At 60.4% G+C, this 24917-nt stretch carries 35 protein-coding genes and 1 pseudogene; 3 read left to right on the top strand and 33 right to left on the bottom strand.

Going from position 1 to position 24917, the window contains the following annotated elements:
- Nucleotides 1-6: 6 nt before the first annotated feature.
- Nucleotides 7-129: pseudogene (locus ACOX7T_RS12260) on the bottom strand (sporulation transcriptional regulator SpoIIID); the annotation flags it as partial.
- Between the two features lie 185 nt (nucleotides 130-314).
- Here ACOX7T_RS12260 and ACOX7T_RS12255 point away from each other — a divergent pair.
- The gene (locus ACOX7T_RS12255) at nucleotides 315-1226 is read left to right on the top strand and encodes a phosphatase (protein ID WP_433443145.1); all 912 of its coding nucleotides are present in this window, start codon (nucleotides 315-317) and stop codon (nucleotides 1224-1226) included.
- Nucleotides 1219-3360: a polyphosphate kinase 1 gene (ppk1, locus tag ACOX7T_RS12250; RefSeq protein WP_433443143.1), complete on the top strand. Its 2142-nt coding sequence runs from the start codon at nucleotides 1219-1221 to the stop codon at nucleotides 3358-3360. The genes ACOX7T_RS12255 and ppk1 overlap by 8 nt, the downstream gene beginning before the upstream one ends.
- Before the next feature lie 215 nt (nucleotides 3361-3575).
- On the opposite strand, the gene ychF is transcribed toward ppk1, so the two are convergent.
- The 3 genes from ychF to mgtE form a co-directional block, all read right to left on the bottom strand.
- Nucleotides 3576-4685, bottom strand: coding sequence for a redox-regulated ATPase YchF (gene ychF / locus ACOX7T_RS12245; protein WP_433443141.1), 1110 nt, complete (start codon nucleotides 4683-4685; stop codon nucleotides 3576-3578).
- Nucleotides 4686-4770: 85 nt separating this feature from the next.
- Nucleotides 4771-6003, bottom strand: coding sequence for an MFS transporter (locus ACOX7T_RS12240; protein ID WP_433443176.1), 1233 nt, complete (start codon nucleotides 6001-6003; stop codon nucleotides 4771-4773).
- Between the two features lie 171 nt (nucleotides 6004-6174).
- Nucleotides 6175-7524 (bottom strand): magnesium transporter, encoded by a 1350-nt coding sequence (gene mgtE / locus ACOX7T_RS12235; protein WP_433443139.1) that lies wholly within the window; start codon nucleotides 7522-7524, stop codon nucleotides 6175-6177.
- Nucleotides 7525-8059: 535 nt separating this feature from the next.
- Here mgtE and ACOX7T_RS12230 point away from each other — a divergent pair.
- On the top strand, nucleotides 8060-9412 hold the full coding sequence (locus ACOX7T_RS12230) for an MATE family efflux transporter (protein WP_433443136.1): 1353 nt from the start codon (nucleotides 8060-8062) through the stop codon (nucleotides 9410-9412).
- A gap of 41 nt (nucleotides 9413-9453) precedes the next feature.
- Here ACOX7T_RS12230 and ACOX7T_RS12225 read toward each other — a convergent pair whose 3' ends face one another.
- The 29 genes from ACOX7T_RS12225 to rplB form a co-directional block, all read right to left on the bottom strand.
- Nucleotides 9454-10821, bottom strand: a complete 1368-nt coding sequence (locus tag ACOX7T_RS12225; protein WP_433443134.1) for an MATE family efflux transporter — start codon at nucleotides 10819-10821, stop codon at nucleotides 9454-9456.
- A gap of 158 nt (nucleotides 10822-10979) precedes the next feature.
- A complete protein-coding gene (gene rplQ / locus ACOX7T_RS12220; RefSeq protein ID WP_040647170.1) occupies nucleotides 10980-11321 on the bottom strand; it encodes a 50S ribosomal protein L17 in 342 nt (113 codons plus the stop codon).
- A 164-nt stretch (nucleotides 11322-11485) separates the two neighbouring features.
- Entirely contained in the window at nucleotides 11486-12433 is a 948-nt protein-coding gene (locus tag ACOX7T_RS12215; RefSeq protein ID WP_433443132.1) for a DNA-directed RNA polymerase subunit alpha, read from the bottom strand.
- A gap of 85 nt (nucleotides 12434-12518) precedes the next feature.
- Entirely contained in the window at nucleotides 12519-13121 is a 603-nt protein-coding gene (rpsD, locus tag ACOX7T_RS12210; protein WP_433443130.1) for a 30S ribosomal protein S4, read from the bottom strand.
- An 18-nt stretch (nucleotides 13122-13139) separates the two neighbouring features.
- Entirely contained in the window at nucleotides 13140-13547 is a 408-nt protein-coding gene (gene rpsK / locus ACOX7T_RS12205; protein ID WP_006573430.1) for a 30S ribosomal protein S11, read from the bottom strand.
- Between the two features lie 14 nt (nucleotides 13548-13561).
- Nucleotides 13562-13930, bottom strand: a complete 369-nt coding sequence (gene rpsM / locus ACOX7T_RS12200; protein ID WP_191540250.1) for a 30S ribosomal protein S13 — start codon at nucleotides 13928-13930, stop codon at nucleotides 13562-13564.
- Between the two features lie 19 nt (nucleotides 13931-13949).
- Entirely contained in the window at nucleotides 13950-14063 is a 114-nt protein-coding gene (gene rpmJ / locus ACOX7T_RS12195; RefSeq protein WP_006573428.1) for a 50S ribosomal protein L36, read from the bottom strand.
- Nucleotides 14064-14180: 117 nt separating this feature from the next.
- Nucleotides 14181-14399, bottom strand: a complete 219-nt coding sequence (gene infA / locus ACOX7T_RS12190; RefSeq protein WP_040647168.1) for a translation initiation factor IF-1 — start codon at nucleotides 14397-14399, stop codon at nucleotides 14181-14183.
- Entirely contained in the window at nucleotides 14381-14680 is a 300-nt protein-coding gene (locus ACOX7T_RS12185) for a KOW domain-containing RNA-binding protein (RefSeq protein WP_433443126.1), read from the bottom strand. The genes infA and ACOX7T_RS12185 overlap by 19 nt, the downstream gene beginning before the upstream one ends.
- A 17-nt stretch (nucleotides 14681-14697) precedes the next feature.
- Complete coding sequence (map, locus tag ACOX7T_RS12180) at nucleotides 14698-15450, bottom strand: type I methionyl aminopeptidase (RefSeq protein ID WP_433443173.1); 753 nt, start codon at nucleotides 15448-15450, stop codon at nucleotides 14698-14700.
- An 8-nt stretch (nucleotides 15451-15458) separates the two neighbouring features.
- The gene (locus ACOX7T_RS12175) at nucleotides 15459-16094 is read right to left on the bottom strand and encodes an adenylate kinase (RefSeq protein ID WP_433443124.1); all 636 of its coding nucleotides are present in this window, start codon (nucleotides 16092-16094) and stop codon (nucleotides 15459-15461) included.
- Between the two features lie 16 nt (nucleotides 16095-16110).
- Nucleotides 16111-17478, bottom strand: a complete 1368-nt coding sequence (gene secY / locus ACOX7T_RS12170) for a preprotein translocase subunit SecY (RefSeq protein ID WP_433443122.1) — start codon at nucleotides 17476-17478, stop codon at nucleotides 16111-16113.
- On the bottom strand, nucleotides 17479-17919 hold the full coding sequence (gene rplO, locus ACOX7T_RS12165) for a 50S ribosomal protein L15 (protein ID WP_006573422.1): 441 nt from the start codon (nucleotides 17917-17919) through the stop codon (nucleotides 17479-17481).
- Nucleotides 17920-17933: 14 nt separating this feature from the next.
- Nucleotides 17934-18116, bottom strand: coding sequence for a 50S ribosomal protein L30 (gene rpmD, locus ACOX7T_RS12160; RefSeq protein ID WP_006573421.1), 183 nt, complete (start codon nucleotides 18114-18116; stop codon nucleotides 17934-17936).
- 14 nt (nucleotides 18117-18130) lie between these two features.
- Nucleotides 18131-18631: a 30S ribosomal protein S5 gene (gene rpsE / locus ACOX7T_RS12155; protein WP_006573420.1), complete on the bottom strand. Its 501-nt coding sequence runs from the start codon at nucleotides 18629-18631 to the stop codon at nucleotides 18131-18133.
- An 18-nt stretch (nucleotides 18632-18649) separates the two neighbouring features.
- Nucleotides 18650-19009: a 50S ribosomal protein L18 gene (rplR, locus tag ACOX7T_RS12150; protein ID WP_294552863.1), complete on the bottom strand. Its 360-nt coding sequence runs from the start codon at nucleotides 19007-19009 to the stop codon at nucleotides 18650-18652.
- A gap of 14 nt (nucleotides 19010-19023) precedes the next feature.
- On the bottom strand, nucleotides 19024-19572 hold the full coding sequence (gene rplF / locus ACOX7T_RS12145) for a 50S ribosomal protein L6 (RefSeq protein WP_433443118.1): 549 nt from the start codon (nucleotides 19570-19572) through the stop codon (nucleotides 19024-19026).
- A gap of 15 nt (nucleotides 19573-19587) precedes the next feature.
- Nucleotides 19588-19989 (bottom strand): 30S ribosomal protein S8, encoded by a 402-nt coding sequence (gene rpsH / locus ACOX7T_RS12140; RefSeq protein ID WP_433443116.1) that lies wholly within the window; start codon nucleotides 19987-19989, stop codon nucleotides 19588-19590.
- Between the two features lie 174 nt (nucleotides 19990-20163).
- Complete coding sequence (locus ACOX7T_RS12135) at nucleotides 20164-20349, bottom strand: type Z 30S ribosomal protein S14 (RefSeq protein ID WP_006573415.1); 186 nt, start codon at nucleotides 20347-20349, stop codon at nucleotides 20164-20166.
- A gap of 14 nt (nucleotides 20350-20363) precedes the next feature.
- On the bottom strand, nucleotides 20364-20903 hold the full coding sequence (rplE, locus tag ACOX7T_RS12130; RefSeq protein ID WP_198286281.1) for a 50S ribosomal protein L5: 540 nt from the start codon (nucleotides 20901-20903) through the stop codon (nucleotides 20364-20366).
- 32 nt (nucleotides 20904-20935) lie between these two features.
- On the bottom strand, nucleotides 20936-21253 hold the full coding sequence (gene rplX / locus ACOX7T_RS12125) for a 50S ribosomal protein L24 (RefSeq protein WP_006573413.1): 318 nt from the start codon (nucleotides 21251-21253) through the stop codon (nucleotides 20936-20938).
- Between the two features lie 17 nt (nucleotides 21254-21270).
- The gene (rplN, locus tag ACOX7T_RS12120) at nucleotides 21271-21639 is read right to left on the bottom strand and encodes a 50S ribosomal protein L14 (RefSeq protein ID WP_148319004.1); all 369 of its coding nucleotides are present in this window, start codon (nucleotides 21637-21639) and stop codon (nucleotides 21271-21273) included.
- Nucleotides 21640-21651: 12 nt separating this feature from the next.
- Nucleotides 21652-21912, bottom strand: a complete 261-nt coding sequence (gene rpsQ, locus ACOX7T_RS12115) for a 30S ribosomal protein S17 (RefSeq protein WP_433443113.1) — start codon at nucleotides 21910-21912, stop codon at nucleotides 21652-21654.
- Nucleotides 21913-21929: 17 nt separating this feature from the next.
- A complete protein-coding gene (gene rpmC, locus ACOX7T_RS12110; RefSeq protein ID WP_148319006.1) occupies nucleotides 21930-22133 on the bottom strand; it encodes a 50S ribosomal protein L29 in 204 nt (67 codons plus the stop codon).
- Nucleotides 22130-22564: a 50S ribosomal protein L16 gene (gene rplP / locus ACOX7T_RS12105; RefSeq protein WP_148319008.1), complete on the bottom strand. Its 435-nt coding sequence runs from the start codon at nucleotides 22562-22564 to the stop codon at nucleotides 22130-22132. The genes rpmC and rplP overlap by 4 nt, the downstream gene beginning before the upstream one ends.
- Nucleotides 22564-23418: a 30S ribosomal protein S3 gene (gene rpsC / locus ACOX7T_RS12100; protein WP_433443110.1), complete on the bottom strand. Its 855-nt coding sequence runs from the start codon at nucleotides 23416-23418 to the stop codon at nucleotides 22564-22566. Before rpsC ends, rplP begins: the two co-directional genes overlap by 1 nt.
- Before the next feature lie 15 nt (nucleotides 23419-23433).
- Entirely contained in the window at nucleotides 23434-23778 is a 345-nt protein-coding gene (gene rplV, locus ACOX7T_RS12095) for a 50S ribosomal protein L22 (protein ID WP_433443108.1), read from the bottom strand.
- A gap of 14 nt (nucleotides 23779-23792) precedes the next feature.
- On the bottom strand, nucleotides 23793-24065 hold the full coding sequence (rpsS, locus tag ACOX7T_RS12090) for a 30S ribosomal protein S19 (protein WP_006573406.1): 273 nt from the start codon (nucleotides 24063-24065) through the stop codon (nucleotides 23793-23795).
- Between the two features lie 14 nt (nucleotides 24066-24079).
- Nucleotides 24080-24916 (bottom strand): 50S ribosomal protein L2, encoded by an 837-nt coding sequence (rplB, locus tag ACOX7T_RS12085; RefSeq protein ID WP_433443105.1) that lies wholly within the window; start codon nucleotides 24914-24916, stop codon nucleotides 24080-24082.
- Nucleotide 24917: the final 1 nt, after the last annotated feature.

Below are 24917 nucleotides of genomic sequence, written 5' to 3'. Positions count from 1 at the left end.
ATTTATCACTTCCGTATGTACGGTGGATTTGCTGATGCCGAATTTCTGGGCAGCGCCGCGCACCGTGGCCCTGTTCTCTATAATGTAAAGCGCCAGCTGGCAGGCGCGCTCCTCGATATTCCCCTTCAAACAGCAACACTCCCTGCTTGTTTCTAGGGCATATATATGCGCCCGGGCTGCCGGTTATGAAGTTATCCCCCTTCTGACTCCCTTTTCCGTGAAGATTGTAAATCTTGCGTAAATTCCATTGATAACCGCTGGAAAATCGCGTAAACTAAATTGAATATATCAATTCATTGTGAGGTGTCAGGGAAATGAAATGCGGAATTGTGGATTTGGGCTCCAATACCATTCGGCTTTCCATTTACCACTGGGAGGGTCGGCAGTTCAAGCTGCTGATGAATAAAAAGGAGATGGCCGGACTGGCCGGCTATATCAAGGACGGCGTGCTGTCCGACCGGGGTATCCTGGTGGCCTGCCAGGTGCTGGCCGGCTTCAAGTCGCTGCTGGAGAATTTCGATATCCGGGATATTCACGTGTTTGCCACCGCCTCCCTGCGGAATATTGTCAACACAGAGGACGCGCTGGACACCATCCGCGCCGTCACTGGTATGACGGTGGAGGTAGTCTCCGGCTCGGATGAGGCCACCTTCTCCTTCCTGGGCGCCACGGTAGGCGGCGGCGCACCTGCCACCGGCCTGCTGGCTGACATCGGCGGCGGCTCCACCGAGCTGGTGTCCTACGAAAAGGGCATCATTACCTCCGGGTGCAGCCTGCCCATGGGCTCCCTGTCACTGTTCACGAAGTATGTCTCCGGGCTGTTCCCCACCCGTGAGGAGCGCCACGCCATCCGGGACCAGGTGGAGGCCGAGCTGGAGCGGGCCAAGACCGCCGGCGTGCGCAGCGCCCACCTCACCGGTGTGGGCGGCACCATCCGTGCGGCGGCCAAACTGTGCAACGACCTGTCCGGTGCCGACCAGAACAACCGCACCATCCCCGCCGAGGAGATCCGCGCCCTGTACAAGGACCTGAAGAAGGGCGACCAGGCCACCCTGCGGCAGATTCTCCGCACGGTCCCCGACCGTGTCCACACTATCCTGCCCGGCCTGGCCATTCTCAACGCAGTACTCAAGAGCTATGAGGTGGAGACGGTGCTGGTGAGCCCCTGCGGCGTGCGGGAGGGATATCTGCTCCAGTGGGTAATGGGAGTGAACGGACATGAGTAAAACAGTGGACACCCGCTACACCCAGGAGCGGGAGCTCTCTTGGCTGCGGTTCAACGAGCGTGTGCTGGAGGAGGCCCGGGACGAGAATGTTCCCCTGTTTGAACGGCTGAAATTCGCCGCCATCTTCACCAGCAACCTGGACGAGTTCTTCATGATCCGTGTGGGCTCCATCTACGACATGACCCTGTCCAAGCAGGACTATGTGGACAGCCGCAGCGGCCTGACCCCTGCCGAGCAGCTTCAGGCCATCTGCAAGGCGGTACCCGCCCTGTACAAGCAGCGGGACAAGATTGTCTCCCAGCTGGAAAAGCGGCTGCGGGCCTGCAATATCTGTGCCCTCAAGCCGGAGGAGCTGGATGGCAAGGAGCGCAAGCAGGTGGAGCGCTGGTTTAAGGACTATGTACAGCCGGTGCTCTCCCCCATGGTGATGGACAGCCACCACCCCTTCCCCCATCTGCCCTCCAAGAGCCTGAACATCTTCCTCTCCCTCCGCCGGGACGGAGAGCGGAGGTTCGGCCTGATCTCCATCCCCAAGGCGCTGCCCACCTTCCTCCGGCTGGAGGAGCGGGGGCTGCGGTATCTGCTCACCGAGCAGATTGTCCTGACCTATGCCGACTCCCTCTTTGATACCTATCAGGTGGAGGAGAAGCATGTCATCTCGGTCACCCGCAACGCCGACATTAGCCCGGAGGACGAGGACTACGACGTCATGGAGGACTTCCGGGAGCACATGCAGAAGGTGCTCAAGAAGCGGGCCCGTCTTGCCCCCGTGCGGCTGGAGGTCCAGGGGCACCCCTCCGAGGAGCTGCTGAGCTATCTGTGCCAGCGGCTGGAGCTGCCCAGAGAGCATGTGTTCTTCTCCAAGGCGCCTCTGGCCATGGGGTATGTGTACGCCCTGGAGGGCAAGCTGCCCCCGGAGAGCGCAGCCGCCCTGTGCTATGCCAAGTATGTCCCCCAGTGGCCTGCCGGGCTCAACCGGAACGAGAAGATGATCCCCCAGATTCTCCGGCGGGATGCCCTGCTCTTCTACCCCTTCCACTCCATGGACCCCTTTCTCCATCTGGTGAAGGAGGCCGCCAACGACCCCTCCGTCCTGGCCATTAAGATCACCATCTACCGTCTGGCCTCCACCGCAAAGCTGGTGGAGTATCTGGCGGCAGCGGCGGAAAACGGCAAGGACGTCACCGTGCTCATGGAGCTGCGGGCCCGCTTTGACGAGCAGAACAATATTGCCTGGGCCGAGCGGCTGGAGGAGGCGGGCTGCACCATCCTTTACGGCTTTGAGCACTACAAGGTCCACTCCAAGATCTGCCTTATCACCCGGCGGGACAAGGCCCGCATCCAGTACATCACCCAGATCGGAACGGGCAACTACAACGAAAAGACCGCCAAGCTGTACACCGACTTCTGCCTCATGACGGCCAGCCCGGCCATCGGCGCCGATGCGGCCGCCTTCTTCCAGAATATGTCCACCTCCAATCTGGAGGGGGATTACCAGCAGCTGCTGGTGGCACCCTACGGGCTCAAGCCCAAGCTCATGTCCCTCATCGACGGGGAGATTGAAAAGGCGCGGCAGGGCAAGCCCGCACGTATTTTCATCAAGGTCAACTCGGTCACTGACCGCCACCTCATCGACAAGCTGGCCCAGGCCAGTCAGGCCGGGGTGCCTGTCACCATGAACGTCCGGGGTATCTGCTGCCTGCGGCCCGGGGTACCCGGCCTTACCGACCACATCCGGGTGTTCTCCATTGTGGGCCGGTTCCTGGAGCACCCCCGCATCTATGCCTTCGGCGTAGGAGAGGAGACCAAGCTCTATATCGGCTCCGCCGACCTGATGACCCGCAACACCCAGCGGCGGGTGGAGATTGCATGCCCGGTCATCGACCCCGCAGTCCGGCGGCAGATTAAGCACTATGTGGAGCTGTTCTGTGCCGACAATGTGAAGGCCCGCAACCTCTGTGTGGATGGCACCTACGCCCCCGTGGGCCGTCCGGAGGGCGCACCCGCTCTGGATGCCCAGGCCACCCTGATGGCGGAGGCCCTCCAGGAGGCCAGCTCCACCCAGGCCGCACCCAGTCCCCAGGAGCGCCGTCCCGGCCTGCTGGGCCGTCTGCTGGGCAAACTGAAGGGATAAAAACAAAAAACTCCGGCGTGTCCCCCTCTGGGACACGCCGGAGTTTTTTAATATTTGGGGTTACACGTTGAAGCGGAAGAGGACAATGTCGCCGTCCTTCATCTCGGCGTCGCAAGCGCCGTATCCCTCACCCCGGCGATTTCGCCGGGGCTCGCTCACTCTGCTGCTCCGCCTCTCCCCACAAAAGGCACAGCTTTTTATGGGGACCCCGTTTGTTAGACGTTGAAGCGGAAGAGAACAATGTCACCGTCCTTCATCACGTACTCTTTGCCCTCGGAGCGGACAAGGCCCTTCTCCTTGGCTGCGGCCATGGAGCCGCAGTTCTTCAGGTCCTCAAAGGACACCACCTCGGCGCGGATAAAGCCACGCTCAAAGTCGGTGTGGATCTTACCGGCGGCCTGGGGGGCCTTGGTGCCCTTGCGGATGGTCCAGGCACGGCACTCGTCCTCGCCGGAGGTGAGGAAGGAGATGAGGCCCAGCAGGGTGTAGCTGGCCTTGATAAGCCGGTCCAGGCCGGACTCAGCGATGCCCAGGTCGTCCAGGAACATCTTCTTCTCGTCGGCGTCCAGCTCGGCAATCTCGGCCTCCAGCTTGGCGCACACGGGGATCACCTGGGCGCCTTCCTTGGCGGCCAGCTCCTCCACAATCTTGTAGTAGGCGTTGCTCTGGCAGTCGGCAAAGCCCTCCTCATCCAGATTGGCGGCGTAGATGATAGGCTTCAGGCTCAGCAGCTCGGAGGTGGCGATAAGCTCAGCGTCGTCCTCGTCGCACGCAAAGGATCGGGCGGAGTTGCCGTCGTTGAGCCAGTCCTTCAGAGCGGAGAACACCTCCACCTCATGGAGATACTTCTTGTCGCCCTTGGCGGCCTTCTGAGCCCGGTCAATGCGCCGCTCCACCATCTCCACGTCGGCCATGATGAGCTCGATGTCGATGACGCCGATGTCGCCGGCGGGGTCCACAGGCACATTGGTGCTGGTATCGGCCACCACGTGCATGATGTTCTCGTCGTCAAAGCAGCGGACCACGTGGACAATGGCGTCGCACTCACGGATGTTGGCCAGGAACTTGTTGCCCAGGCCCTGGCCCTTGGAGGCGCCCTTTACCAGGCCGGCGATGTCCACGAACTCCACCACAGCGGGAGTGGTCTTCTTGGGCTGATAGAACTCGGAGAGCCAGTCCAGCCGGCTGTCGGGCACGGCTACCACGCCCACATTGGGGTCGATGGTGCAGAAGGGGTAGTTGGCGCTCTCGGCGCCGGCGTTGGTAATGGCGTTAAACAGGGTGCTCTTGCCCACGTTGGGCAGACCCACGATACCCAATTTCATCGGTTAAAAACCCTCTTTCGGTATTTTAGCCATAGTATTATATATGATTGCGGAACAAAAAACAAGCCCCGGTCCGCCATTGCCCCTATTTCAGTGCCGCCATCTCCCGTCTGCCCGACAGGAGCAGGAAGCCCGCGGCAGCAATGGCGGCGGTGAACAGATAGACTCCTGAGATGGGCACTACCCGCTGAAGCGCGGCAAAAAACAGAGAGGCCACCGGCATGGAGGCGCAGACCAGGGCGTTGAATACACCGCCCACGCGCCCCAGGAACTCCCGATCCACATTTCGCATCATTACCACATTGAGCGCCACGCCCACCGCCGAGGTGGCCGCACCGTAGAGCAGGCAGAGGACGGCGTACAGCGCAGCTCTCAGCCAGGGCTGAGGCAGCCAGGTTACCGTCCAGAGGAGTAGATAGATACCCCCTACCGCCAGGCCGCAGGCACAGAGCAGCCGCCGCTTTGGAATCCGACTGAGGATCCCGTAGCCCGCCGCCCCCAGAAACAGGCCCAGGGAGAGCCCTGCGCTGCCCGTGGTGAGGGCGTCCTCTGCCAGACCAAGCCCCTCGGTGATGAACGCGGCCCGCAGGCTCTCCAGAGGCACACTCACCAGATTGATCAGGCAGCAGAAACAGGTCACCAGCACCAGTATCTGATTTCCTTTATAATAGCCAAGCCCGCTGCGCAACTGCCGGAGATAGCCTCCGCCAGGCCGCTCCTGCTCGGCGGGCAGCTTCAGCCCAGTAAGGATTCCGCCCGAGAGAAAGAATGTGGCCGCGTCCACCAGCACCGCGCCGCCCACGCCCAGTACCGCCACAATCACGCCGGACAGCCCCATACCTACCAGTTCACAGGCCCGGCAGGTGCTCTGATTAAAGGCCATGGCTGTCTCCAGATTCTCCGGCCGGAGCACTCTGGGCAGCACAGACAGGCCGCAGGGCTGACGCAGGGCTTCCAACGAAGAGTTGAGAAGTGTGATCATCAGCAGCATCCAGGGCGTCAGCCAGCCCTGAAAAAAGCCCAGGGCAATGAGCATCACCAGCAGTCCCCTGCCAAAGTCACACAGCACCATCACCCATTTTTTGTTCAGATAATTCACCCATGCGCCGGTGAAGGGCTGGAGCAGGACAGTGGGAAGGTAATTCACACCCAGAATCACCGCCAGCCATTCTCCCGAACCGGTCAGTGCGTAGATCAGCCAACCAAAGGCCACTGCATCCACCGAGTCGCCAAAGCGGTTGACCATGTTGGCGGCCACAATTTTCAGGTATTCATGCTCTGTCCAGATTCCTTTTCGAAAACGCTCCGTATGCACCATTTTCACCTCAATTCCTTCTCAATGTTCTGAATATTGATTACTATGACAATTCTTTTGTCATAGTATCACAAAAGAATTCCATTGAAAAGGCTTTTGTGACCTTCACAAATACCGGGGCCCCAGCGCCTGCCGGAAATAGATGGCAGACACTGGGGCCCATTTCCCCGCTGCTCAGATGGGCAGCAGTGCGGAGGCGATGTTGAAGTAGACGATGAGGGAGATGGCGTCCACAATGGTGGTGATGAGGGGGGCAGCCATGATAGCGGGGTCGGCGTGGAACAGCTTGGCGGCCATGGGCAGCACGCCGCCCACGGTCTTGGCCAGCAGCACGGTGACAAAGAGGGCCATGGCCACGGTGAGGGCAATCATCTCGTTGCCGGGGTAGGTGATGATAAGCCGGACGAAGTTGACCGCGCTGAGCACCACGCCCACCATCATGCTGACCCGCAGCTCCTTCCAGAACACCTTCATAAAGTCCTTGAGCTGGATCTCGCCCACGGCCATGCCGCGGATGATGAGGGTGCTGCTCTGGCTGCCGGCGTTTCCGCCGGTGTCGGTGAGCATGGGGATGAAGGTGACCAGCAGGGGCATGGCGGCAAAAGCGGCCTCGTACTGGCCCAGAATGCCGCCGGTGATCATGCCTGAGATCATCAGTACCAGCAGCCACACAATGCGGTGCTTGGCCAGAGTGAAGGCGCTGGTCTTGAGATAGGGCTTCTCCGAGGGGGCCATGGCGGCCATCTTCTCAAAGTCCTCGGTGGCCTCCTCCTCCATGACGTCCATACCGTCATCGACCGTGACAATACCCACCAGCCGGTTCTCCTTGTCCACCACGGGCATCGAGATGAAGTCGTACTTCATCATCCGGCTGACCGCCTCTTCCTGGTCCTCGGTGGTCTCGGCGGTGATGACATCGGTCTCCATCAGGTCCTCCACCCGCTGTTCGTCCTTGGCGATGAGCAGTTCACGCACGGTGATGACGCCCTCCAGACGGCGGGCGTGGTCGGTGACGTAACAGGTGTAGATGCTCTCGGAGTCCTCGCCTGTGCGGCGGATGTGGGCGATGGCCTCGGCCACGGTCATGGACTTCTTCAGGTCCATGAACTCGGCGGTCATAATGCTGCCCACCGAGTTTTCGGGGTAGTTGAGGAACTGGTTGATGAGCTTGCGGGTCTCGGGGCGGGCGTTCTTCAGCACCCGCTTGACCACGTTGGCGGGCAGCTCCTCCAGCATGTCCACCGCGTCGTCCACGTAGAGCTCCTCCACAATGGCGGACAGCTCCTGGTCGGTGGCGGCGGCCAGAATGGCCTCCTGGTTCTCGGGGGACAGGTTGGAGAACACCTCCGCCGCCAGCTCCTTGGGCAGGGTGCGGAACACCACCGTGGCCTGTTCGCTGGTCAGCTCCTCCATGAACTCGGCGATGTCCACCTCGTTTTCCTCGGCCAGAATAGCCTGAAGGGCGTGGTAATCCCGGCGCTCCAGCAGCTCCCGGAGCACCTCAAAGTTATTTTTCTTTTCCATCGGATATTCCTCCTGTTTGATGAGATGACAGCAAGGAAGTCACCAAATGGACAAAGCCGCAGCAGGGCCGCCGGACAAACTGTCCAGCCGCCCTCTGCGGCGATATTCAGCGGGGGATTCGTCAGAATGAGGAACCCAGGCGGACAGCGCCGGCCCGGACCCGCAAATGAATATCACTGCCCATTTTCGTACTTCGGCCGCATTGGTCCACCTGATTTTCCTCCTTTTTCCTATTATCTGGCTGGGAATTCCCAGCCGCCCAATGAGGATAGCACATTCCTGCTCTAAAATCAACCCCCATTTTCCCTTTTTCGCTCATTTTCAGCAAATATATTTATTTTCCCGCTTTGGCATTTCATTATCTCCCTCAATCTTCTTCTCAGCTCGTCTGGCTTTTGTTTTCTTCGTGTTTCTATCTTCCATTTTCTGTGTATTGTGCGCTGTGGAAAATAATTTTTCCCCGCTCTTGTAAAGCGCCGTCGGAGCGTGTAGAATCGTATGACAGTGTGCGCAATGTTTTTCAGGAGGTGTTCCCATGCTGCTGCGTTCCTCCGGTGACATCACTCAAGGTGTCATCTGGAAGCATCTGCTGGCCTTTTTCTTCCCCCTCTGGCTTGGTACCTTTTTTCAACAGCTCTACAACACGGTGGACACCTTGGTTGTGGGCCGTTTTGTAGGTAAGGTCGCCCTGGCTGCTGTGGGCTCCACAGGCGTGCTGGTGAACCTGACGGTGGGTATCTTTACCGGCCTGGCCAGCGGCGCGGTGGTGGCCATTGCCCAGCACTACGGCGCCCGTCAGTGGGAGGATGTGCACAAGGGCGTCCACACGGCCATGCTGCTCTCCGTCATCATCGGCGCTTTCTTTATGGTGGCGGGCTTTCTCCTCACGCCCTGGGCCCTCCGCGCTCTGGGCACCAAGGCAGACGCCTTTCCGGGGGCGGAGCTGTATCTGAAAATTTACTTTCTGGGCATGATACCCAATGTGGTATACAATATGGGCACCGGTGTGCTCCGGGCCGTGGGAGACTTTAAGCGGCCGCTGTACTTCCTCATTGCCGCGTCGGTGTGCAACATCATACTGGACCTGGTTCTGGTGCTGGGCTTCCGGCTGGATGTAGCCGGTGTGGCCATTGCCACGGTGTGCTCCCAGCTGCTCTCCGCTGTGCTGGTTGTGGTCTCCCTCATGCGCTCGGAGATGTCCGCCTACCAGTTCTTTCCCCGCCAGATGCGGTTCCACGCAGGTCCCATCCACAGTATCCTGGTGATCGGCGTACCCACCGCCCTCCAGTCGGTAATGTACAGCGCCTCCAACCTGTTTATCCAGGCCGCCATCAACTCCTTCAGCACCGACGCCGTGGCCGCCTGGACTGCCTACGGCAAGCTGGATATCTTCTTCTGGATGACCATCACCGCCATGTCCCAGTCCCTCACTACCTTTGCGGGACAGAACTACGGCGCCGGGAAGTTTGACCGGGTGAAAAAGGGTGTCCGGGTCTCCACCGCCATGACCGCTGCCTTCACGCTGGCTATCAGCTCCGTCATGTTTATTTGGGCTCAGCCTCTGGTCGCTTTCTTCTGTCCGGATGCGGACGTGGTACCCATCGGCATTGAGCTGGTCCGCTTTCTGGCCCCCACCTACATTACCTACATTCTCATCGAACTGCTGACCGGCGCCATTCGCGGCGCCGGGAAGTCCATGGTTCCCATGATTATTTCCATTCTGGGTGTCTGCGGCCTCCGATTGGCGTGGATTTTCTTTGTGGTGCCCGCCAACCACACCCTGATCATGGTGGCCGCAAGCTATCCCATTACCTGGTCCATTACCTCCGCGGCGCTCTATCTCTATTACCGCTTTGGCCGCTGGTTGACGCCTTCCTCTGTAAAATAAAAAATGCCTTCCTGAGCCGTTTAGGGCACAGGAAGGCATTTTTATATTGCAGCTTCCGGAGTCGCTGCTTCCACCACAGCGCCGTTTTTCCAGCGGCCCAGACGGTAATAAATAAGCTGGATGATAATCTGGACGGCAGAAGCCAAAGGAGCCGCCAGACCGATATGCAGCAGTGTAGCGCCCGGCATGGAGCTCACCAGCAGCGTCACCGGCACACGCACCGCGAAAGTGGAAGCCAGTGCGTTCATCATCGCAAATCCAGTGCGGCCGCAGCCGCCGAAGAAACCGTTGAGCGAGAATACGAAACACACCAGTATCACGTCGAAACTGAATGTCCGCAGATAAAGTGTCCCCGCCTCCATCACAGCCGGGTCGCTGCGAATTATACCGATGGCCTGTCCGGGAAAGATCTGAATCAGCGTGAACATGACAAGGCCAAACACCAGGGAGAACAGGATCCCCCACCGCAAAGTCTGTCTGGCACGCTCGGGACGCCCTGCGCCGATGTTCTGTGCCGTCATCGCGGAGACGGAGGAGAAGAAGGAGATCGGGCCCATCATGCAGAAATCGCTTATGCGGCCTGCTGCACCTACCGCAGCCGACTCCGCCAGGCCAATGTTGTTGACCGTAGCGGCAATAATGAGGAAAGAAAGGCTTACCAGAATGTTCTGGAGCGCCGCCGGTGTACCAATGCGAATAAGCGTAAAGAGCTTTTTCCGCCGGATGCGGAAGCTGGAGAAGCGGAAGTCAAAGGGAAAGTCACGACGCCGCAGTATAATCACAGAAAGCAGCAGAGAGAGTCCCTGGGCAAAGACTGTGGCAATGGCCGCGCCTGCCGCGCCCATTTGGAGCGGACCTACCAGAAGCAGGTCGCCCAGGATGTTCGCTCCACAGGCGATGAGAACAAAGATCATAGGGTTCTTGGAATCTCCCAGCCCCCGCAGAATACCGCTGACCATGTTGTATCCGCTGATAAAAATGATGCCGCAGCCGCAGATGAAGATATAGGCCCAAGCGTCATCTACCGCCGCCTCAGGTACCCGCATCCATCTGACAAAATGTCCCGCACATGCAGTCACCACGCCGGTCATCACAACTGCGAAGATCGAGAAAAATGTGAACATAGTGCCTATCGTCTCCGAGACGTCCTGCCGCCGTGCTGCCCCCCAGTACTGACCAATGATGACGGTTCCACCTGACGCCAGCCCCATAATCAGTCCAGTCACCGCCATCATAATCTGGCTGCCAGTTGATACGGCGGACACACCGGCGGTGTCGGCAAAGCGGCCCACAATCACCAGATCCGCTGCACCGTAAAGAAACTGGAGCAGGCTGGCTGCCAAAAAGGGCAAGGTAAAACGGAATAGTGTACTGCGTACCGCTCCGTCTGTCAGGTCATGCTGCTTCACCGTCTTGTGCCCCCTTGCAGTCGATTCCAATTAAAATTATAACAATTTTAACCAGTTTCTCTGTCTTGGTATAGGAAAAATCGGTTTCACCCGCTCTTATATTCATAAAAACAGCCCGCTGTTCCAAATGGAACAGCGGGCTTGCTTTTCCTTTATGCTCAGACGAGCTGGACAATGGCCATCTCGGCGGCGTCGCCGCGGCGGGGCCCGATCTTGACCACGCGGGTGTAGCCACCCTCGCGGCCCTGATACTTCAGGTTGAGCTCGGAGAAGAGCTTCTTGGCCACGTCCTCCTTGGTGATAAAGGACAGCGCCTGACGGTAGGAAGCCAGGTCGTTCTTCTTGGCCAGGGTGATCATCTTCTCAGCCAGGGGAGCAACCTCCTTGGCGCGGGGCAGGGTGGTCTTAATCTGGCCGTTCTCCAGCAGGTAGGTCACCATGGCACGAAGCATGGCCTTACGCTGGTCGCTGCGGCGGCCCAGTCTACGATATCCGGACATGAAAAACACTCCTATTCGATTTCACGTACGCAGACGCAAAATTCCTTTTAAATTCGTCCTGAAGAAGGCAGAGCCTTCTCTGGAAAGCACGCACAGCGCCCAGGCAGAACCTGGGGCCGCGAGGGAACGTTACATGCCCGCGGCCGCCTTCCGGTATAGGGAAATCAGTTCTCGTCGCTGGCCAGGCTCAGGCCCATCATAGCCAGCTTGTTGACGACCTCTTCCAGGGACTTGCGGCCCAGGTTGCGGACCTTCATCATCTCGTCCTCGGTCTTGGAAATCAGATCCTCGACGGTGTTGATGTTGGCGCGCTTGAGGCAGTTGAAGGAACGGACGGACAGGTCCAGCTCCTCGATGGTCATCTCCAGCACCTTGTCCCGCTGGGCCTCGGCCTTCTCCACCACCGTGGACTTGTTGCCCATGGTCTCAGACAGGTCGGTGAACAGCAGGAAGTGGTCGCAGAGGATGCGGGCACCCAGACTGACAGCGTCCCGGGCGGTGATGGTACCGTTGGTCCACACCTCCAGAGTCAGCTTGTCAAAGTCGGTCTGATCTCCAACGCGGGTGGGCTCCACGGTGTAGTTGACCTTGCGCACGGGGGTGTACACAGAGTCCACCGGGATAACGCCGATGATGTTCTGGGCCGGCTTGTTCCGGTCGGCGGGCACATAGCCCCGGCCGTGGGACAGGGTCAGCTCCATGTTCAGGGACGCGTCGGGACCCAGGGTGGCAATGTGAAGGTCGGGATTCAGGACCTCCACCTCGCCGTCGGCCTTGATGTCGCCGGCAGTGACCTCGCACTCGCCGCTGGCCTCAATATAGACCGTCTTGACGCCCTCGCAGTGGAGCTTCGCGATGATGCTCTTCACGTTGAGGACAATCTCCGTCACATCCTCCTTCACGCCGGGGATGCTGCAGAACTCATGCTGCACACCGGCGATCTTGATGGAGGTGACTGCCGTACCGGGCAGAGAAGAGAGAAGAATGCGGCGCAGGGAATTGCCCAGAGTCGTGCCGTAACCACGCTCCAGAGGCTCGACCACGTACTTGCCATAGGAGCCGTCGCCGGGGTTCTCCACACATTCGATGCGCGGCTTCTCGATTTCTACCATGTGTTACCCTCCTTTTCGCAGCGGCGGGCCGGGCAGTCCGCCGCCTGGTTTTACAGCTCACCAATAATCGAGGGTACGCGCTCTCTTACTTGGAGTACAGCTCGACGATCAGGTGCTCCTCAACAGGCAGATCCACGTCCTCGCGGACGGGCAGCTTGGTGACAGTACCCTTCAGGGTGTTCTTCTCGCGCTCCAGCCACTGGGGCAGCAGCACGTTGGGAGCGTCCTCGCCGGTCAGCTTCTTGAACTTGGCGGAGGAACGGCTGGTCTCCTTGACCTCGATCACATCGCCCGCCTTCACCAGGTAGGAGGGGATGTCCACGCGCTGGCCGTTGACGGTGAAGTGGCCGTGGTTGACCAGCTGACGGGCCTCGCGGCGGGTGTTGGCGAAGCCGAGGCGATACACGGCGTTGTCCAGACGACGCTCCACCAGGATCAGCAGGTTGTCGCCGGTCTTGCCGGGCATACGGGTGGCCTTCTCATAGTAGGAGCGGAACTGCTTCTCCATGATGCCGTAGACGAACTTGACCTTCTGCTTCTCAGACAGCTGAAGGGCATACTCGCTCTTCTTCTTTCTCATCTGGCCGCCGGGATTGCGGTTGCTCTCCTTCTTGGCGTAGCCCATAGCGGCAGGAGAAATGCCCAGCGCACGGCAGCGCTTGGCGATAGGCTGCATATTCTTTGCCATTGATTCTTCCTCCTTCTATTACACGCGACGACGCTTGGGCGGACGGCAGCCGTTGTGGGGGATGGGGGTCACGTCCTTGATCAGGGTGACTTCCAGACCCACGGCCTGCAGGGCGCGGATGGCAGCCTCACGGCCGGCGCCGGGGCCCTTCACGTAGACCTCGACGGTCTTCAGGCCGTGCTCCATGGCAGCCTTGGCGGCGGTCTCGGCGGCGGTCTGGGCGGCGAAGGGGGTGGACTTACGGGAACCGCGGAAGCCCAGGCCGCCGGAGGAGGCCCAGGACAGGGCGTTGCCGCCCATGTCAGTCACGGTAACCATGGTGTTATTGAAGGAGGAGCGGATGTGCACCTGGCCCTTCTCAACGTTCTTACGCTCGCGGCGCTTACGCACCACTTTCTTGCCCTTGGTATTAGCAGCAGTAGCCATGTGTATCTCCCTCCTTACTTCTTCTTATTGGCGACGGTGCGCTTGGGACCCTTGCGGGTACGAGCGTTGGTCTTGCTGCGCTGGCCGCGGACGGGCAGGCCCTTGCGGTGACGGATGCCGCGGTAGCAGCCAATCTCAGTCAGACGCTTGATGTCCATCGCGACGTCGCGACGCAGGTCGCCTTCCACAGTGTAGTTGTGGGCGATGCACTCACGGAGCGCGGCTTCGTCGGCCTCGGTGAGGTCCTTGACGCGGGTATCGGGGTTGATCCCGGTCTCGGCCAGGATCTTGTTGGCGCTGGTGCGCCCGATGCCATAGATATAGGTCAGACCGATTTCGATCCGCTTATCCTTGGGCAGGTCAATGCCGGCAATACGTGCCATATTTCTCGTGCACCTCCACTTAACCTTGTCTCTGCTTGTGCTTGGGGTTCTCGCAAATGACCATGACTTTGCCCTTGCGCTTGATGATCTTGCACTTCTCGCACATGGGCTTCACGGACGGTCTTACTTTCATAATGATAACCTCCTGATAGCCTGATGGCCCCGGCGTGGACGGGGGCAAGGCCCCTCGGCCGCCGGTCGTTGATGGAACAGCGGGTTGTTTCCCGCCATGAGCAGGCAGGCCCTCGCCTTACTTGCTCCGCCAGGTAATCCGGCCCCGGGTCAAGTCGTACGGCGACATCTGCACCGTTACCTTGTCGCCCGGCAGGATCCTGATGAAGTTCATTCTGAGCTTGCCAGAGATATGAGCCAGGATGATGTGCCCATTACCGATGTCCACCTTGAAGGTGGTGTTGGGCAGGGCCTCGGTGACAACGCCCTCCAGCTCGATCATATCGTCTTTTGCCAAGCGTGATTACCTCCTTGACCTTTGCTGCCGCCGTACAGCTGGTCTCTGGTCTGGGCCAGGACCCGCCGCAGCTCCCGGTCGGAGTCCGGAATGGCGGACATGGGGCCGGACCCACCGGCCAGCTCCACATGCTTTCTGCGTTTCCGCTTGGGCTGTGTGAGCTTTCGCCCTTTTCCGTCGGCCAGCAGCAGGAAGTCCCCCTCCGTCGCGATGACGCAGTAGAGGCTTCCGCTGTCGTGGCCGGCCAGGGCTCGGACGATGTGTCCGGTTTGGATTTCCATGCTGTTCACCGTCCCTCTCACACGGTGGTGGTCAGGATTTCGGGCTGCTCGCCCTCGGTGATGAGAATTGTGTTTTCATAGTGGGCGGCCAGACTGCCGTCACAGGTGACGGTGGTCCACTTGTCCTTCAGGACCCGGACCTCCCAGTGACCGGCGCACACCATGGGCTCCACCGCAATGGTCATACCCGGCTGAAGCCGGACGCCGTGACCGGCGGGGCCGAAGTTGGGAACCTCGGGGGGCTCGTGGAGCTTGGCGCCCACGCCGTGGCCCACAAAGTCCCGTACCACAGAGTATCCGTTGCTCTCCACATACTTCTGAACCGCATGGGAGATGTCGGAAATCCGGCAGCCGGGGTGGGCGAACTTCATGCCCTCCCAGAAGCTCTGCTCGGTGACGCGGATGAGGCGCATGGCCTCTTCGCTCACCTCGCCGCAGGGATAGGTGCCCGCACAGTCGCCGTGGAAGCCGTCAATGAGGGCTCCCACGTCAACGCTGACGATATCGCCCTCCTTGAGCACCCGGTGATCCGGGATGCCGTGGATGACTACCTCGTTGACAGAGATGCAGGCGGAGCCGGGAAACCCGCCGTACCCCAGGAAGGAGGGGCGGGCGCCCTGGCTTTCGATGAACTTGCGGACTGCGGTGTCAATCTCCAGCGTGGACACGCCGGGACGCACCATGCTGCCCGCCAGCTCCCGGGCCTGGGCGGTAATCCGCCCGGCACGGCGCATGTGCTCAATTTCACGGGGAGATTTAATGGAAATGATTTCCATTGTTACGCCTCCAGAATTCGCACAATCGCCTGGGTGGTGGCCTCAATGGTCCCCTGGGCGCCGGCCACCGGGTCCAGCTTGCCCCGCTTCTGGTAGAAGTCCTTCAGCGGCTCAGTGGACTGGTGGTAGATCTCCAGCCGATGACGCACCGTCTCCGGCTTGTCATCCTCCCGCTCAATCAGCTCGCCGCCGCACACATCGCAGACGTCGGCCACCTTAGGCGGGTTGGACTCAATGTGGAAAGGCGTGCCGCAGTGGGAGCAGACGCGGCGTCCGTCCATACGCTTCACGATATCCTCGTCAGAGACCTCCAGAGAGATGACGTGGTCAAAGGTGATGCCACGCGCCTCCAGAGCCTCTGCCTGGGCGATGGTGCGGGGCACGCCGTCCAGGATATAGCCGCCATTGCAGTCCGGCTGGGCCAGCCGCTCCTCGATGATGTCCAGGATGACATCGTCGGGAACCAGCTTGCCGGCGTCCATATAGGACTTGGCCTTCAGTCCCACGCTGGTACCCGCCTTGACGGCGGCGCGCAGGATGTTGCCAGTAGAAATAGTGGGGATCCCCAGCTTCTTGCTGAGAATCTCAGCCTGCGTGCCCTTGCCGGCACCAGGCGCTCCCAAGAGAATCAGCTTCATTTCTTCCTCCCTGCGCTTACTCAAGGAAGCCCTTGTAGTGACGCATGAGCATCTGGGCCTCCAGAGCCTTCACGGTCTCCAGAGCAACACCCACAACGATGATGATGGAAGTGCCGCCGATGGACAGGCTGCGGCCCATCTGGGAACCGCTGGCCAGGTTGATGATGTTGGAGGTGATGATGGGCAGCAGCGCGATGATAGCCAGATAGATGGCACCGAACAGGGTGATCTTATTGAGCACCTTGGCGATGAAGTCAGCGGTGGGCTTGCCGGGCCGGAAGCCGGGCACAAAGCCGCCGTTCTTCTTCAGGTTGTTGGCCACCTCGATGGGGTTGAACTGCATGGTGGCATAGAAGTAGCTGAAGCCCAGGATCAGCAGGAAGTAGACGATGGCGTAGACCAGACCGTTGGAGTCGAACACCTTCATGAAGGTGGACTCGCTGCCGCCGGGGATAAAGGCCGCGATGGTGGCGGGCAGAGAGGCAATGGCCTGGGCGAAGATGATGGGCATAACGCCGCTCATGTTCACCTTCAGGGGGATGTGGCTGGACTGGCCGCCGTACATCTTCCGGCCCACCACGCGCTTGGCGTACTGGACGGGGATGCGGCGCTCAGAGTCGTTGATGAAGACAATGAACACCACCAGAGCCAGGATGCCGATGATAATCAGGGGAATCATGGCGGGGTGCACCAGGCTGTTGCGGAAGGCCTCGCCCTGGGTGGTGCCCATGGCGGCGATCTCGTCATCAGACAGGTGCATGGACCACTTCTGCACACCATTCACCATGTTCATCAGCATGCTGGGGAAACGGGACACAATGCCGGCAAACAGGATCACGGAGATGCCGTTGCCGATGCCGAACTCGGTAATCTGCTCGCCCAGCCACATCACGAAAGCAGAGCCTGCGGTGAAGGACAGGACAATGATGATACCGGCCAGCCAGGTGGGCAGGTCACCGCTGACCAGGCCGTTGGCGTTGATCAGGGTGAAGTAGCCGAAGCCCTGAAGCAGGGCGATGGCCACAGTGGTGTAGCGGGTGATGGCCGCGATCTTCTTGCGGCCTTCCTCGCCGCCTTCCTTCTGCATCCTCTCAAGAGCGGGGATGGCGACGGTGAGGAGCTGGATGATAATGGAGCTGTTGATATAGGGCTGTACGCCGAGGGCGAAAACAGTGGCCATAGCGAAAGCGTTGCCGCTCATCGCGTTGATAAGACCGAAGATGCTGCCGCTCATGGCGTTCAGGTATTCCTGAAGGCCTTTCGTGTCAATCCAGGGCACGGGAACGGAAGAACCCAGCCGGAAGATCAGCAGCGCGAAGATGGTAAAGAGAATCTTCTTGCGCAGCTCGGGGATCGCCCAGGCGTTCCTGACGGTCTTGAACACTTAGACCACCTCGTACTTTCCACCTGCCGCGACGATCTTCTCCTTGGCGGAGGCGGAGAAAGCAGAGGCACGGACGATCAGCTTCTTGGTGAGCTCACCGTTGCCGAGCACCTTCACGCCGTACTCACACTTGGAGAGGATACCCTTTTCCAGCAGGTCGCAAACGTTAACGGTGGCTCCATCCTCGAACTTGTTCAGAGCGGAGACGTTGATAGCCTCCAGGGGCTTGGCGAAGATGTTGTTGAAGCCGCGCTTGGGCAGACGACGAACCAGAGGCATCTGGCCGCCCTCAAAGCCGGTGCGGACACCGCCGCCGGAACGGGCCCACTGGCCCTTCTGGCCGCGGCCGGCAGTCTTGCCGTTACCGGAGCCGTGGCCGCGGCCCTTGCGGTACGCGGGACGGGTGGAACCGGCAGCGGGAGAGAGTTCATGCAGATTCATTGACGTGCACCTCCTTACTGTTCCTCGGTGACCTGGAGCAGGTAGCCGATGGCGGCAATCTTGCCCCGGGTAGCCGAGTTGTCGGGCTGTACGGTCACGTCACCGATTTTGCGCAGCCCCAGAGCCTCGGCGGTCGCCTTGTGCTTGACAATGCGGCCGTTCAGGCTCTTGACCAGCTTGATATTCAGGTTAGCCATTGTATAGCCCCTCCTTAACCTACGATTTCTTCCACGCTCTTGCCGCGGACGCGGGCCACTTCCTCAGGACCACGGAGGGACTTGAGGCCCTCGAAGGTGGCGGAGACCACGTTCTGAGGGTTGTTGGAGCGCAGGCACTTGGCGCGGATGTCGCGGATGCCGGCGGCCTCCATGACAGCGCGGACAGGGCCGCCGGCGATGATACCGGTACCGGGGGCAGCGGGCTTCAGCAGCACGCGGCCGGCGCCGAACTCACCGATGACCTCGTGGGGAATGGTGGTGCCGGAGCGGGTGATGGTGCACATGTTCTTCTTGGCATCCTCGATGCCCTTGCGGATAGCCTCGGGCACCTCGGCGGCCTTGCCGGTGCCGAAGCCGACCCGGCCCTTCTCGTCGCCGACCACCATCAGGGCGGCGAACTTCATCACGCGACCGCCCTTGACGGTCTTGCTGACGCGGTTCAGAGAAACGAGCTTCTCGGTGAACTCGCTGGGTTCTCTTTCAAATCTAGCCATGTTCGTTTTCTCCTCCCCTTAAAATTCCAGGCCGCCCTCACGGGCGCCCTCGGCCAGAGCGGCGACGCGGCCATGGTAGACATAGCCGCCGCGGTCGAAGACCACGGTGGTGATGCCGGCGGCCTTGGCGCGCTCGGCTACCATCTGGCCAACCTTCTTGGCGGCCTCACAGTTGGAGCCGGAGCCCTCAAAGCCCTTCTCCAGGGAGGAAGCGGAGACCAGGGTCTTGCCGTGGACATCGTCGATGACCTGGGCATAGATGTTGGTCTCGCTGCGGAACACGTTCAGACGGGGACGCTCGGGCGTGCCGGCGATCTTGCCGCGCACTCTCTTGTGGCGCTTAAGCCGCTGAGCCTTGGTATTGGGACGATTGATCATAGTGGCACACCTCCTTACTTCTTCTTGACGCCGGTCTTACCTTCCTTGCGGCGGATGACCTCGTCGGTGTATTTGATACCCTTGCCCTTATAAGGCTCGGGGGGACGCTTCTCTCTCACTTCGGCGGCGAACTGGCCCACCTTCTGCTTGTCAGCGCCGCTGATGACGATCTTGTTGGGAGTGGGGACCTCGATGGTGATGCCCTCGGGCTCATCCATGGTCACCTGGTGGGAGAAGCCCAGGTTCATGACCAGCTTCTTGCCCTCCTTGGCAACACGGTAGCCCACGCCGTTGACGTCCAGCTCCTTCTTGAAGCCCTCAGTCACGCCCACCACCATGTTGTGCAGCAGGCTGCGGGTCAGGCCGTGCAGAGCGCGGTTCTCCTTCAGATCGTTGGGACGGGTCACGTGGATGACGTTACCCTCCTGATTAAAGCTCATCGCGGGGTGGAGCTGCTGAGTCAGGGTGCCCTTGGGGCCCTTGACGGTGACGACGTTATTGTCGCCGATCTTCACTTCCACGCCGGCGGGGAGCTCGATCGGCATTCTTCCGATTCTAGACATATCTGAGACTCCTCCTTACCAAACGAATGCAAGGACTTCGCCGCCGACATGAGCCTCGCGGGCCTTCTTGTCGGTCATGACGCCCTTGGAAGTGGACACGATGGCGATACCCAGACCCTTGAGGACCCGGGGCAGCTCGTCGGCGCCCGCATAGACGCGCAGACCGGGCTTGGAGACGCGGCGCAGACCGGAGATGGCCTTCTCCTTGCCGGGGTTGTTGTACTTCAGGGTGACGCGAATCACGCCCTGGGTGCCGTCGTCGATGAGCTGGAAGTTCTTGATATAGCCCTCGTCCAGGAGAATCTGGGCAATGGCCTTCTTCATGTTGGACGCGGGGACATCGACGGTGTCATGCTTGGCATTCGAGGCGTTGCGGATGCGGGTGAGCATATCCGCAATGGGATCGGTAATATGCATGAGTGTTACCTCCTATTAGAATTACGGGCATCTGCCCGTATCAGCGGCAAGGTATCGGAGCTAGGCAACTTCGACCTGTTGACCGCCGGCTGGGGATATATTGAAAATTGAAATTAGGAGTTCGGAATTAGGCACGCGCCTAATTCCGCATTCCTAATTTCTCATTTCACAAGGTTACCAGGACGCCTTCTTCACGCCGGGAATCTGACCCTTGTAGGCCAGCTCGCGGAAGCAGATACGGCAGATGCCGTAGTCCCGCAGGTAGGCGTGGGGACGGCCGCAGATCTTGCAGCGATTGTAGCGGCGGGTGGAGAACTTGGGCTCCGCCTGCTGCTTCAGGATCATAGACTTCTTAGCCATTTCGTTCTCCTCCTTTAGCGGGCGAAGGGAGCGCCGATGAGGGTCAGCAGCTCCTTGGCCTCTTCGTCAGTGTGGGCGGTGGTGCACATGACCACGTCCAGGCCGCGGATCTTGTCGATCTTATCGTACTCGATCTCGGGGAAGATCAGCTGCTCCTTGATGCCCAGGGCGTAGTTGCCGCGGCCATCGAAGGCGTTGGGGTTGATGCCGCGGAAGTCACGCACGCGGGGCAGGGCCACGTTGAACAGGCGGTCCAGGAACTCCCACATCTTGTCGCCGCGCAGGGTAACCTTAGCGCCGATGGGCATGCCCTCACGGAGCTTGAAGTTAGCCACGGACTTCTTGGCCTTGGTGATGATGGCCTTCTGGCCGGTGATCTTGGTCAGGTCGCCCACAACGGCCTCCAGCACCTTGGAGTTGTCACGGGCCTCGCCGCAGCCGCAGTTGACCACGATCTTCTCCAGGCGGGGGATCTGCATGGTGGACTTGTAGCCGAACTTCTGCATCAGAGCAGGAGCCACCTCGGCCTGGTACTTTGCCTTCAGGTTGGGCATGTTCTTCTCAGCCATTGTTAACTCCTCCTCTCTCAGATTTCAGCGCCGCACTTCTTGCAGACGCGGACCTTCTTGCCGTCGGCCAGAACCTTGTGGGCGGGGCGGGTAGCCTTGCCGCACTTGGGGCAGACGCGCATGACCTTGGAGGCGTACATGGGGGCCTCCTTGGGGATGATGCCGCCCTCCTGGCCCTGCTGACGGGGCTTGGTGTGGCGGGACACCATGTTGATCTTCTCGACAACGACCTTGCCGCTCTTGGGCAGGGTGGCAATGACCTTGCCCTGCTTGCCCTTGTCCTTGCCGGACAGAACGACGACCTCGTCGCCCTTCTTAATGCTCATCTTATTCATTGTCTACTCCTACCCCCTTACAGCACTTCGGGAGCCAGCGACAGGATCTTCATGTAGTCCTTGTCGCGCAGCTCGCGGGCCACGGGCCCAAAGATACGGGTACCGCGGGGGTTCTTGTCGTCCTTGATGAGAACGGCAGCGTTCTCGTCGAAGCGGACATAGCTGCCGTCGGCGCGGCGAACGCCCTTGGCGGAGCGGACGATAACGGCCTTCACGACCTCGCCCTTCTTCACCGTGCCGCCGGGCTGAGCCTTGCGGACGGAGGCCACGATCACGTCGCCGATGTTGCCATACTTGCGCTTGGAACCGCCCAGCACACGGATGGTCTTGATTTCCTTGGCGCCGGTGTTGTCGGCTACCTTCAGATAAGTCTCCTGCTGAATCATACCGACACCTCCTTACTTCGCCTTCTCGATGATCTCGACCACGCGCCACCGCTTGTTCTTGGACAGGGGACGGGTCTCCATCACCTTGACGCGGTCACCCACACCGCACTCATTGAGCTCGTCATGAGCCTTGAGCTTGTAGGTCCGCTTAACAATCTTCTTGTACAGGGGGTGGGCCACACGGTCGGCAATGGCCACCACCACGGTCTTGTCCATCTTGTCAGAGACAACCAGGCCGACTCTGGTCTTGCGGGAAGAAGTTCTGTTTTCCATTGTCTAGTTCCTCCTTCTTATCGGCCTGCGAGCTGCTGCTCACGGATGAGGGTCTTGACACGGGCGATGTCTTTCTTCACCTGGGCGATCCGGATGGGATTGTCCAGCTGATTGGTGGCGTGCTGAAGACGGAGCTGGAAGAGATCCTTCTTCAGGTCGCCCAGCTTAGCCTCCAGCTCGGCGGCGCTCATCTTACGGATTTCAGTAGCCTTCATCTTCATTCACCACCATTCTCGGTCTCGGCGGTCTCCTTAGCCACAATCTTGCACTTGACGGGCAGCTTGTGGGAAGCGAGACGCAGTGCCTCGCGGGCGATCTCCTCGGAGACGCCGGCGATCTCGAACATAACGCGGCCGGGCTTGACCACGGCCACCCAGTACTCGGGGGAACCCTTACCGGAACCCATTCGGGTCTCAGCGGGCTTCTCGGTAACGGGCTTGTCGGGGAAGATCTTGATCCAGACCTTACCGCCACGCTTGGTGTAACGGGTCATGGCGATACGGGCGGCCTCGATCTGGTTGCTGGTGATCCAGCAGGGCTCAGTGGCCTGCAGGCCGAACTCACCGTAGGTCACGGTGTTGCCACGGGTGGCCTTGCCCTTCATGCGGCCGCGGTGAACGCGGCGGTATTTCACTCTCTTAGGCAGCAGCATTAGTTGGCGCCTCCTTCCTTGGCAGCAGCGGGAGCGGCGGGACGGGGGCCGCGGTTAAAGCCCTGGCCCTGGGGACGGCCCTGGCCGTTCCGGTTGAAGCCGCCCTGACGGCGGTCACCGCCGAAGCCGGGCTTCCGGTCGCCGTCGCGGCGATCGCGGCGGGGACGGTCGGGACGCTCCTTGAAGTTCTTGGTGTCCAGGGTGCGGGGGGTGGTCCGCAGGGCCTGGGAGAGAATCTCACCCTTGTAGACCCACACCTTCACGCCGATGCGGCCGTAGGTGGTGGCAGCCTCAGCGAAGCCGTAGTCGATGTCGGCGCGCAGGGTCTGCAGGGGAATGGTGCCGTCGTGATAGTGCTCGGTGCGGGCGATCTCGGCGCCGCCCAGACGGCCGGACACCTGAGTCTTGATGCCGCGGGCGCCCATGCGCATGGCACGGCCCATGGCGTTCTTCATAGCGCGGCGGAAGCCGATGCGCTTCTCCAGCTGCTGAGCGATGTTCTCAGCGATGAGCTGGGCGTCCATGTCGGGGTTCTTGACCTCGACGATGTTCAGGGCAACGCTCTTGCCCAGCATCTTCTCCAGCTGCAGGCGCAGGGCCTCGATGGCCTCGCCGCCCTTGCCGATGACCACGCCGGGACGGGCGCAGTGCAGGTAGATGCGCACCTTGGCGTTGTCGCGCTCGATCTCAATCTTGGGGATACCAGCGCCGTACTGGGTCTTCTTCAGGAAGTCCCGGATCTTCTTGTCCTCCACCAGCAGGTCGCCGACCTTCTCGTTGCGGGCGTACCAACGGGAGTCCCAGTCCTTAATGACGCCCACGCGAAGGCCGTGGGGGTTCACTTTCTGTCCCATATTTTTCCTCCTCCCTTAGCGCTCGCTCACCGCGATGGTGATGTGAGAAGTACGCTTGTTGATGCGGAACGCGCGACCCTGGGCCCGGGGACGCATACGCTTGATGATGGGGCCGGGGTTGGCGTAGGTGGCAGACACGTACAGCTTCTCGGGATCCATCTGGTGATTGTTCTCCGCGTTGGCAGCCGCGCTCTTGAGAATCTTCAGCATGAGCTCGGAAGCAGCCTTGGGAGTGGCCATCAGAACAGCAGTGGCCTCGGGCACGCTCTTGCCCCGGATCAGATCGCAGACGATCTGAACCTTACGGGGAGAGATGCGGGCATAACGCAGAGTAGCCTGGGCTACCTTTTTATCTTCCATGTTATCTCTCCTCCTTACTTACCGGACTTGGCGCCGGCGTGACCGCGGAAGGTACGGGTGGGGGCGAACTCGCCCAGCTTGTGGCCGACCATATCCTCGGTAACGTAGACGGGCACGTGCTTGCGGCCGTCGTGCACGGCAAAGGTGTGACCGACGAAGGAGGGGAAGATGGTGGAGGCGCGGCTCCAGGTCTTCAGGACCTTCTTCTCACCGGTCTTGTTCATCTCATCGACCCGCTTGAGCAGCTCGGGGGCGCAAAAGGGGCCTTTCTTAATGCTTCTGGACATCTTTTACTGCCTCCTTACTTAGAATTACGATGCTTGACGATGAACTTCTCGGTACGGTTCTTCGTCTTGCGGGTCTTGTAACCCAGAGCGGGCTTGCCCCAAGGAGTGACAGGGCCGGGACGACCGACAGGGCTCTTGCCCTCGCCGCCGCCGTGGGGGTGGTCATTGGGGTTCATGACGGAGCCGCGGACGGTGGGACGCCAACCCATGTGACGCTTACGGCCGGCCTTACCAATCTGGATGTTGGCCCAGTCGGTGTTGCCCACCTGGCCGATGCAGGCCTTGCAGTCCTCGCGGATATAGCGGACCTCGCCGGAGGGCAGGCGGACCTGAGCCATGCCGTTCTCCTTAGCCATCAGCTGGGCAGCCACGCCGGCGGACCGGACGAGCTGAGCGCCCTTGCCGGGGTAGAGCTCGATGTTGTGGATGAGCTCGCCCACGGGGATGTTGGCGATGGGGAGGCAGTTGCCGGGCAGGATGTCGGCGTTGGGGCCGGAGACGATCTTGTGGCCGGCCTTCAGGCCAACAGGAGCCAGGATATAGCTCTTGGTGCCGTCCTCATACTGGATGAGGGCGATGTTGGCGGAGCGGTTGGGGTCGTACTCAAGACGGAGCACCACAGCGACCTCGCCGTCCTTCTGACGCTTGAAGTCGATGATACGGTACTTCTTCTTGTTGCCGCCGCCGCGGTGGCGGACGGTGATGCGGCCGTAGCTGTTGCGGCCGGCATTCTTCTTCAGGTTCTCAATCAGGCTGCGCTCGGGCTTAGCCTTCTTGTCAATGCCCTCGAAGGCGCTCACGGTCATGTGGCGGCGGGAGGGCGTTGTGGGCTTATAAGTTTTGATAGCCATT

The organism is Pseudoflavonifractor sp. (assembly GCF_050943825.1).
Taxonomy (GTDB): Bacteria; Bacillota; Clostridia; order Oscillospirales; family Oscillospiraceae; genus Pseudoflavonifractor.
Note: the sequence above shows the minus strand (reverse complement) of the source record. Positions and strands in the feature narration are given on the sequence as shown.

What these genes read in the sequence shown, in the direction of transcription:
- ACOX7T_RS12255 (WP_433443145.1), top strand. Translation starts at nt 315, where the DNA reads ATGAAATGCGGAATTGTGGATTTGGGCTCCAATACCATTCGGCTTTCC.
- ppk1 (WP_433443143.1), top strand. Translation starts at nt 1,219, where the DNA reads ATGAGTAAAACAGTGGACACCCGCTACACCCAGGAGCGGGAGCTCTCT.
- ychF (WP_433443141.1), bottom strand. Translation starts at nt 4,685, where the DNA reads ATGAAATTGGGTATCGTGGGTCTGCCCAACGTGGGCAAGAGCACCCTG.
- ACOX7T_RS12240 (WP_433443176.1), bottom strand. Translation starts at nt 6,003, where the DNA reads ATGGTGCATACGGAGCGTTTTCGAAAAGGAATCTGGACAGAGCATGAA.
- mgtE (WP_433443139.1), bottom strand. Translation starts at nt 7,524, where the DNA reads ATGGAAAAGAAAAATAACTTTGAGGTGCTCCGGGAGCTGCTGGAGCGC.
- ACOX7T_RS12230 (WP_433443136.1), top strand. Translation starts at nt 8,060, where the DNA reads ATGCTGCTGCGTTCCTCCGGTGACATCACTCAAGGTGTCATCTGGAAG.
- rplQ (WP_040647170.1), bottom strand. Translation starts at nt 11,321, where the DNA reads ATGTCCGGATATCGTAGACTGGGCCGCCGCAGCGACCAGCGTAAGGCC.
- ACOX7T_RS12215 (WP_433443132.1), bottom strand. Translation starts at nt 12,433, where the DNA reads ATGGTAGAAATCGAGAAGCCGCGCATCGAATGTGTGGAGAACCCCGGC.
- rpsD (WP_433443130.1), bottom strand. Translation starts at nt 13,121, where the DNA reads ATGGCAAAGAATATGCAGCCTATCGCCAAGCGCTGCCGTGCGCTGGGC.
- rpsK (WP_006573430.1), bottom strand. Translation starts at nt 13,547, where the DNA reads ATGGCTACTGCTGCTAATACCAAGGGCAAGAAAGTGGTGCGTAAGCGC.
- rpsM (WP_191540250.1), bottom strand. Translation starts at nt 13,930, where the DNA reads ATGGCACGTATTGCCGGCATTGACCTGCCCAAGGATAAGCGGATCGAA.
- rpmJ (WP_006573428.1), bottom strand. Translation starts at nt 14,063, where the DNA reads ATGAAAGTAAGACCGTCCGTGAAGCCCATGTGCGAGAAGTGCAAGATC.
- ACOX7T_RS12185 (WP_433443126.1), bottom strand. Translation starts at nt 14,680, where the DNA reads ATGGAAATCCAAACCGGACACATCGTCCGAGCCCTGGCCGGCCACGAC.
- ACOX7T_RS12175 (WP_433443124.1), bottom strand. Translation starts at nt 16,094, where the DNA reads ATGAAGCTGATTCTCTTGGGAGCGCCTGGTGCCGGCAAGGGCACGCAG.
- rplO (WP_006573422.1), bottom strand. Translation starts at nt 17,919, where the DNA reads ATGAATCTGCATGAACTCTCTCCCGCTGCCGGTTCCACCCGTCCCGCG.
- rpmD (WP_006573421.1), bottom strand. Translation starts at nt 18,116, where the DNA reads ATGGCTAACCTGAATATCAAGCTGGTCAAGAGCCTGAACGGCCGCATT.
- rpsE (WP_006573420.1), bottom strand. Translation starts at nt 18,631, where the DNA reads ATGGCTAGATTTGAAAGAGAACCCAGCGAGTTCACCGAGAAGCTCGTT.
- rplR (WP_294552863.1), bottom strand. Translation starts at nt 19,009, where the DNA reads ATGATCAATCGTCCCAATACCAAGGCTCAGCGGCTTAAGCGCCACAAG.
- rplF (WP_433443118.1), bottom strand. Translation starts at nt 19,572, where the DNA reads ATGTCTAGAATCGGAAGAATGCCGATCGAGCTCCCCGCCGGCGTGGAA.
- rpsH (WP_433443116.1), bottom strand. Translation starts at nt 19,989, where the DNA reads ATGCATATTACCGATCCCATTGCGGATATGCTCACCCGCATCCGCAAC.
- ACOX7T_RS12135 (WP_006573415.1), bottom strand. Translation starts at nt 20,349, where the DNA reads ATGGCTAAGAAGTCTATGATCCTGAAGCAGCAGGCGGAGCCCAAGTTC.
- rplE (WP_198286281.1), bottom strand. Translation starts at nt 20,903, where the DNA reads ATGCCCAACCTGAAGGCAAAGTACCAGGCCGAGGTGGCTCCTGCTCTG.
- rplX (WP_006573413.1), bottom strand. Translation starts at nt 21,253, where the DNA reads ATGAATAAGATGAGCATTAAGAAGGGCGACGAGGTCGTCGTTCTGTCC.
- rplN (WP_148319004.1), bottom strand. Translation starts at nt 21,639, where the DNA reads ATGATTCAGCAGGAGACTTATCTGAAGGTAGCCGACAACACCGGCGCC.
- rpsQ (WP_433443113.1), bottom strand. Translation starts at nt 21,912, where the DNA reads ATGGAAAACAGAACTTCTTCCCGCAAGACCAGAGTCGGCCTGGTTGTC.
- rpmC (WP_148319006.1), bottom strand. Translation starts at nt 22,133, where the DNA reads ATGAAGATGAAGGCTACTGAAATCCGTAAGATGAGCGCCGCCGAGCTG.
- rplP (WP_148319008.1), bottom strand. Translation starts at nt 22,564, where the DNA reads ATGCTGCTGCCTAAGAGAGTGAAATACCGCCGCGTTCACCGCGGCCGC.
- rpsC (WP_433443110.1), bottom strand. Translation starts at nt 23,418, where the DNA reads ATGGGACAGAAAGTGAACCCCCACGGCCTTCGCGTGGGCGTCATTAAG.
- rplV (WP_433443108.1), bottom strand. Translation starts at nt 23,778, where the DNA reads ATGGAAGATAAAAAGGTAGCCCAGGCTACTCTGCGTTATGCCCGCATC.
- rpsS (WP_006573406.1), bottom strand. Translation starts at nt 24,065, where the DNA reads ATGTCCAGAAGCATTAAGAAAGGCCCCTTTTGCGCCCCCGAGCTGCTC.
- rplB (WP_433443105.1), bottom strand. Translation starts at nt 24,916, where the DNA reads ATGGCTATCAAAACTTATAAGCCCACAACGCCCTCCCGCCGCCACATG.